1 protein-coding gene is annotated in these 443 nt (G+C 39.1%); it reads left to right on the plus strand.

The window, feature by feature from the left end:
• Positions 1-87 precede the first annotated feature (87 nt).
• Positions 88-237 (plus strand): hypothetical protein, encoded by a 150-nt coding sequence (locus tag DRF59_RS20860; protein WP_157967483.1) that lies wholly within the window; start codon positions 88-90, stop codon positions 235-237.
• Positions 238-443: the final 206 nt, after the last annotated feature.

Below are 443 nucleotides of genomic sequence, written 5' to 3' on the forward strand. Positions count from 1 at the left end.
GATATTGTAGAGTCTCATGCCGTTTTTATTTTCATGCTGTCCCGTTTTCTACAACTATTTTCTAAGCCGCTTTACACATAAAGTATCATGATACTTACAATAGGGTGTACAACCTATTGCGGCTTCAATGCTTTCACGGGAACACAAATTCAATCATATGACCTGTACAGGCAGGAAGTTCAGAATTGGAAGGCTTCCTCCTTTACAGTCAGTAAAATTATTACACCAGCAGGTTAAAGCTGATGGTGCAGGAAAAATCATGTTTAATCAAAAAAACTCATTATGAAAAGAAACGTATTATTGAGATATAAAATCCTGAAATGCAGAAAAGGGCTGAACGCCCGGTTTGGGTCAGGCATAAAGAAATACTCCGGGCTACGGCTGATGGAAACCTTCTTCCGGTTCAATGAGCTGGCAAAAGCTAAAGAACAGCTGAACAATAT

It is taken from the genome of Chryseobacterium flavum (genome assembly GCF_003385595.1).
GTDB classification, from domain to species: Bacteria; Bacteroidota; Bacteroidia; order Flavobacteriales; family Weeksellaceae; genus Chryseobacterium; species Chryseobacterium flavum.

Excerpts from the sequence above, each read along its gene's own strand:
- DRF59_RS20860 (WP_157967483.1), top strand. The coding sequence starts at position 88 with ATGATACTTACAATAGGGTGTACAACCTATTGCGGCTTCAATGCTTTC.